The 5,137-nt window shown below is 37.2% G+C and carries 3 protein-coding genes; 2 read left to right on the top strand and 1 reads right to left on the bottom strand.

Features of this window, described 5'->3' with window-relative positions; all coding sequences use genetic code 11:
• Nucleotides 1–330: 330 nt before the first annotated feature.
• Together clpX and lon are read left to right on the top strand one after the other, a co-directional pair.
• Nucleotides 331–1,539 carry an ATP-dependent Clp protease ATP-binding subunit ClpX gene (gene clpX / locus TPPER_RS00190; RefSeq protein ID WP_099336783.1) on the top strand — a complete coding sequence of 403 codons (1,209 nt, stop codon included), beginning with the start codon at nt 331–333 and terminating at the stop codon, nt 1,537–1,539.
• Between the two features lie 69 nt (nt 1,540–1,608).
• Nucleotides 1,609–3,993, top strand: a complete 2,385-nt coding sequence (gene lon / locus TPPER_RS00185; RefSeq protein WP_236859550.1) for an endopeptidase La — start codon at nt 1,609–1,611, stop codon at nt 3,991–3,993.
• Nucleotides 3,994–4,017: 24 nt separating this feature from the next.
• Here the strand turns inward: lon and rsmH are convergent, their stop codons facing one another.
• Nucleotides 4,018–4,896: a 16S rRNA (cytosine(1402)-N(4))-methyltransferase RsmH gene (rsmH, locus tag TPPER_RS00180; protein WP_099336782.1), complete on the bottom strand. Its 879-nt coding sequence runs from the start codon at nt 4,894–4,896 to the stop codon at nt 4,018–4,020.
• Between the last annotated feature and the right edge of the window lie 241 nt (nt 4,897–5,137).

Here is a 5,137-nt window from a genome sequence, read left to right as displayed (position 1 = left end):
GCCTATGCCACTAGCCTTTTGGGTTGTTGATAAAGCAGCTATTGTTTCTTCTTTTATATTAGCATTCATATGATATATTGCTGTTGGCTCTATGGCTTTTGGGTTGCTCGTAGTGATGTATTATTGGAATATGTCCCTGAATCAATAGTTAACTAACCAAAAGACTATCTATTCTAAGCCCTTCTCTAGAACACAAGCACCCCCTTCTCCTACTGGCAATAACATACTGAACAGATAAGTCCGATGTGTTGAAGAACACCTAACTCTAAGAACCCACTAACCCTATGGGAATCCTCCTTAACCCACATTAACCTCTAAACTAGAAACTATATGAGCTATATTAAAGTATGTTCATTTTGTGGTCGTACTGAAAACAAGAACTATAAACTAGTTATTAGTCCGTTCGCTTCTATCTGTGAAATATGTATTAAAATAAGCATGGAGTTAACTCAGAGGTTAAGAAGGTTTCAAAGTAAACCAGCACCTTCTGCATTACCTTGTGAATTACTCGAAGAACTAGATAAACACGTTGTTGGTCAAAATGCTGTGAAGAAGTCCATCTCAGTTTCCATCTACAATCATTACAAAAGAATAGGAAAGAAAAGCCCAGAAGAGACGTCTTTATCTAAAAGCAATATCTTGTTAGTGGGTCATACTGGTTCAGGTAAAACCTTGATAGCACAAACGATGGCACAGTTCCTAAACGTTCCATTTATTATTGTGGACGCTACTTCATTCACCGAGGCTGGGTATGTTGGAGACGATGTAGAAGCCATATTACAAAAGCTCTTACAGACATGCAGCTATGATGTTGAGATAGCCCAAAAGGGCATAGTGTATATAGATGAAATAGACAAGCTTTCTCGTAGATCAAGTAACTCTGCGGTAGGTAGAGATATTTCAGGAGAAGGCGTACAACAAGCCCTACTAAAACTATTAGAAGGAACAACAATAGCAGTGCCCTGTTACGGATCCAAAGGACAACCAGACACGGAGTTCATATTGGTAGATACTTCAAATATCCTGTTCATATGTGGAGGGTCGTTTGAGAGTCTGGAAAAGATAACATCCCAACCCCACAAGAAATATAACTTCGGGTTCCAGCCTTCCCCAACTGAACTAGCTCTAAAAGATATACCACATAGAACCAAAAAGATATCAGCAAAGGACCTCATCAAGTTTGGGCTGATTCCAGAGTTGGTCGGGAGACTACCTATCATTGAAGCTCTCCGTAGTTTAAATGTAGCTGACCTAATGAGAATCCTAACAGAACCCATAAAAGCATTAGTTAATCAGTTTAAGGTGTTACTCGATAGTGAAGGAGTTCGTCTAATAGTGCACGAGTCTGCGTTAAGAGCAATATCAACCCGAGCATTAGATCTAGAAACAGGAGCAAGAGGCTTACGTTCAATATTGGAATCTCTTCTGATAGACATAATGTACCAAACACCAATACTACGAAGCGTGGTAAAAGTGGTTCTTGACGGTATGGTGGTTGATGGACTTAAAAGACCAATAATGGTGTACGATAGTTTATAGCTAACATTAACTTACCATCTCTTAAAGGCTGGTGGTTTCCTGAAGGCATTTATGCAAGCACATCATCTTATGACGAAAAGCTCTAAGCTACCCCTGTTGTCCTTGAAAGATATTGTTATGTTTCCAGGAATGGTCATCCCAATATTTGTAGACAGGAAGAGTCCCATTAACACTGTGGACCTAACAAAAGCCAATGCCATAAGACTGATGGTAGCTGCCCAAAAGAATTGTATTAGCAAACAGTGTGCTTCTGAGCTCTACAAAATAGGATGTATAGCCGTAATTAGACAGCTTTTGAGATTACCTGATGGTACAATGAAAGCTATGGTCGAAGGTGTCCAAAGATCTGAAGTAATAACAACAAGAGCTAACAGTATCCAAACCTGCGAAGTAATGTCCTTTGCATACGAGTATCAACCTTCTAACCCAAGAACCATAGAAGATCTGTTTAGGATGGTGGTCAATAGATTCGTATGTTACCTGCATTTGAACAAAAGATATTCTGAAGAAGCTGAACTTACTCTAAGAATGATTGGTGGTTTTGTCCTAATGGATGTTAACAAGCTGTTTGATACTATTGCTATTAGCGTAGTCCCAGGGTTAAACCAGAAACAAAGAATGTTAGAAGCTCCCACCATTGAAGCAAGGTTTGATATCTTAGCAGAAAGGCTAGAGTATGAAATGAGCTCTTTGTTATTAGAAGACAGACTGCAAGATAGAGTTAAGCTCCAACTGGAGAAGAACCAAAAGGAATATTACTTACATGAACAGCTCAAAGCAATACAAAAGGAACTAGGTGAACCTGAAGATATAGCTGACTTTGATAAAGCTGTTGACTGCATTGAGACTTCGAAGATGCCTGAGGAAGTGAAAGCTAAAACCAAAAGAGAACTGAGAAAGCTAAGAACAATGGCTTCTTCATCAGCAGATGCAAACGTGATTCGAAGCTATATTGAAACACTCATCTCTTTGCCATGGAAAAGGAAAAGCGTAGTTCAAATAGATATCAATAAAACTGAAGAGCTTTTGAATACTAACCACTATGGATTAAGCGAAGTAAAAAGCAGAGTAATAGAACATTTAGCTATTAGTAAACGAGCTGGTAAACCGAGAGCGCCTGTTCTCTGTTTTGTTGGACCGCCTGGTGTTGGAAAAACCTCTCTTGGAAGAGCTATTGCAAAAGCTATTGGTAGAAGGTTTGTTAGAGCTTCTTTAGGTGGAGTTCATGATGAAGCAGAAGTCAGAGGACATCGTCGAACATATGTAGGCTCAATGCCAGGTAAAATACTTCAAAGCTTAATAAGAATAAAGGTATGCAACCCGCTCTTTTTGCTGGACGAAGTTGATAAGATTGGAACTGTCTTAAGAGGAGATCCTGCTTCAGCGTTACTAGAAGTATTAGACCCTGAACAAAACAAAGAGTTTTGTGACAACTATATTGAAGTTGAGTTTGACCTCTCAGACGTTATGTTTGTTGCAACTGCAAACACCCTTAACATTCCCAAACCTCTAGTTGATAGAATGGAAGTAATAAATATACCAGGCTACACCGAAGAAGAGAAAGTATCCATTGTGCATAGCTACCTGATTAAAAAGCATCTGATAACTAGTGGATTGAAAGAAGGAACACTTACTTTTACCAAGGCTGCAGTTAACGCTATAGTTAGATATTACACTCGAGAAGCTGGTGTACGTTCATTAGAAAAGGAGTTAGCTAAAATATGTAGAAAGGTAGTTAGGAACTCCTTAAGTATGAAAGAACCAACGCATCTTGAAGTTAACACAGCTAACTTAAAATCCTATCTTGGTAACCCAAAATATAGTATCACCAACATCTTGAAGCAAGGTAGAATCGGACAGGTAGCGGGTCTGGCTTGGACTGAGACTGGTGGAGACTTGTTGTTCATTGAAGCTCTGCTATTGAGTGGCAAAGGTAGAGTCTTACGTACTGGTTCGATAGGCAAGGTGATGAAGGAATCAATTGAAGCTGCACGTTCAATAGCTCGTTCTAGGATATGTGTTGTTAGTCTTTGTGGACCATCTAGAGAAAGTGACATACATATCCATGCGCCTGAAAGTGCAATCCCAAAAGATGGTCCTTCAGCTGGTGTTGCTGTTGTGGTTTCTATATTCTCGGTGTTGACAGATAGTATTGTGCGTTCTGAAGTAGCAGTTACTGGAGAAGTTACTCTGAATGGAGAAGTATTACCAATAGGAGGCCTACCTGAAAAGATATATGCTGCTCAAAGAGGAAACGTGAGAACTGTATTGATCCCAGAAAAGAACCTAAAAGAGTTAGAAGACATGACCAGCCGTTCAATGGTTTCAATAAGCGTAGTTCCTATTAAATGGATAGACCAAGCCTTAATCATTATGCTAAAGAGCCCTCAGAAGATGTTAAAGTCATTCGGTGTGGCTACGGTTGAACCAAGCGAGTATCCACATCAAACATAATGTTAGTTAAGTAGATACAGCTGTTTATATCTTTTCTGCAAATCTTAATACCGCACTGCGTGAGCTATAGTTATAGTTAGCTTCTTGTTTTGATGGTTTTATCTTACTAAAGCTTTTTAGGATGCATTTATGGATATTGTTATATATAAAGGCTTTTACTAGCTTATCTTCTATAGAGTTATAGCTTAATACAACTAGCCTCCCATGTTTAGATAAAGCAGCTAAAGATATAGTTAATATAGTTTTAATCTCTTCTAGCTCATTATTTATATAGACTCTAAAAGCTTGGAAAGAACAAGTAGCTGGATGTGTTTTATTATTATGCCAGCTATTGACAGTTGATATAGCTTTAGATAGTTCTTTAGTTCTTGTAATTCTATTCTTTTCTATATATGCTTTTATATTCTTAGATATGTATATAGAATGCTTTTCATCACCAAAGCTTTTTAATATGCTATTAACTTCATATTCTTTAGCAGAGACTAACCAATCAAATAACGGCTTTCCTCTAGTATTATCCATACGCATATCTAACGGACCATCATTATAGAAAGAAAAGCCTCTTTCTGAGTTAGATAGTTGATGGGATGATATGCCTAAATCTATTATAATACCATCAACATTTCCTATTAAGTTAAAAGCTAAAAGGTAGTTATATATATTAGAGAAAGAGCTATGTATATAATAAAACCTATTGTCACATATAGCTTTAGAATATACATACGTTTCTGGGTCACAGTCAAAAGATAATAGCTTACCACCTTTATATAGTTTAGATAATATATGTTTTGAATGGCCACCCATTCCAAATGTGCAGTCTAAATATATTCCATTAGGTCTTATATTTAGTGCCTCTATAGACTCATGTAATAGAACAGGTGAATGCTGATAATAGTAACACATAGCTAAATATATGTTTGGTTGGTCTTATCAATATAATATCCTTAGTGCAGTTTAGTTAATAGTTATTATATTATATGCTAAATAAACCTAACTCTAATATGTAGTTAACCCATAGATATATGGTTCATCAATATATACGCTAGTCTCAAAAGAGATCAAAAGAATACTCCCAACTTCCTCTATAGATACTATAATAACCATTAGTAGATAAGAGCTCTAACATCCTAATAAGACTGTCCTT

The sequence above is a fragment of the Candidatus Tremblayella phenacoccinincola genome (genome assembly GCF_002682985.1).
GTDB lineage: Bacteria > Pseudomonadota > Gammaproteobacteria > Burkholderiales > Burkholderiaceae > Tremblaya > Tremblaya phenacola_C.
The sequence above is the reverse complement of the archived record's forward strand: the minus strand, read 5'-3'. Positions and strand labels throughout refer to the sequence as shown.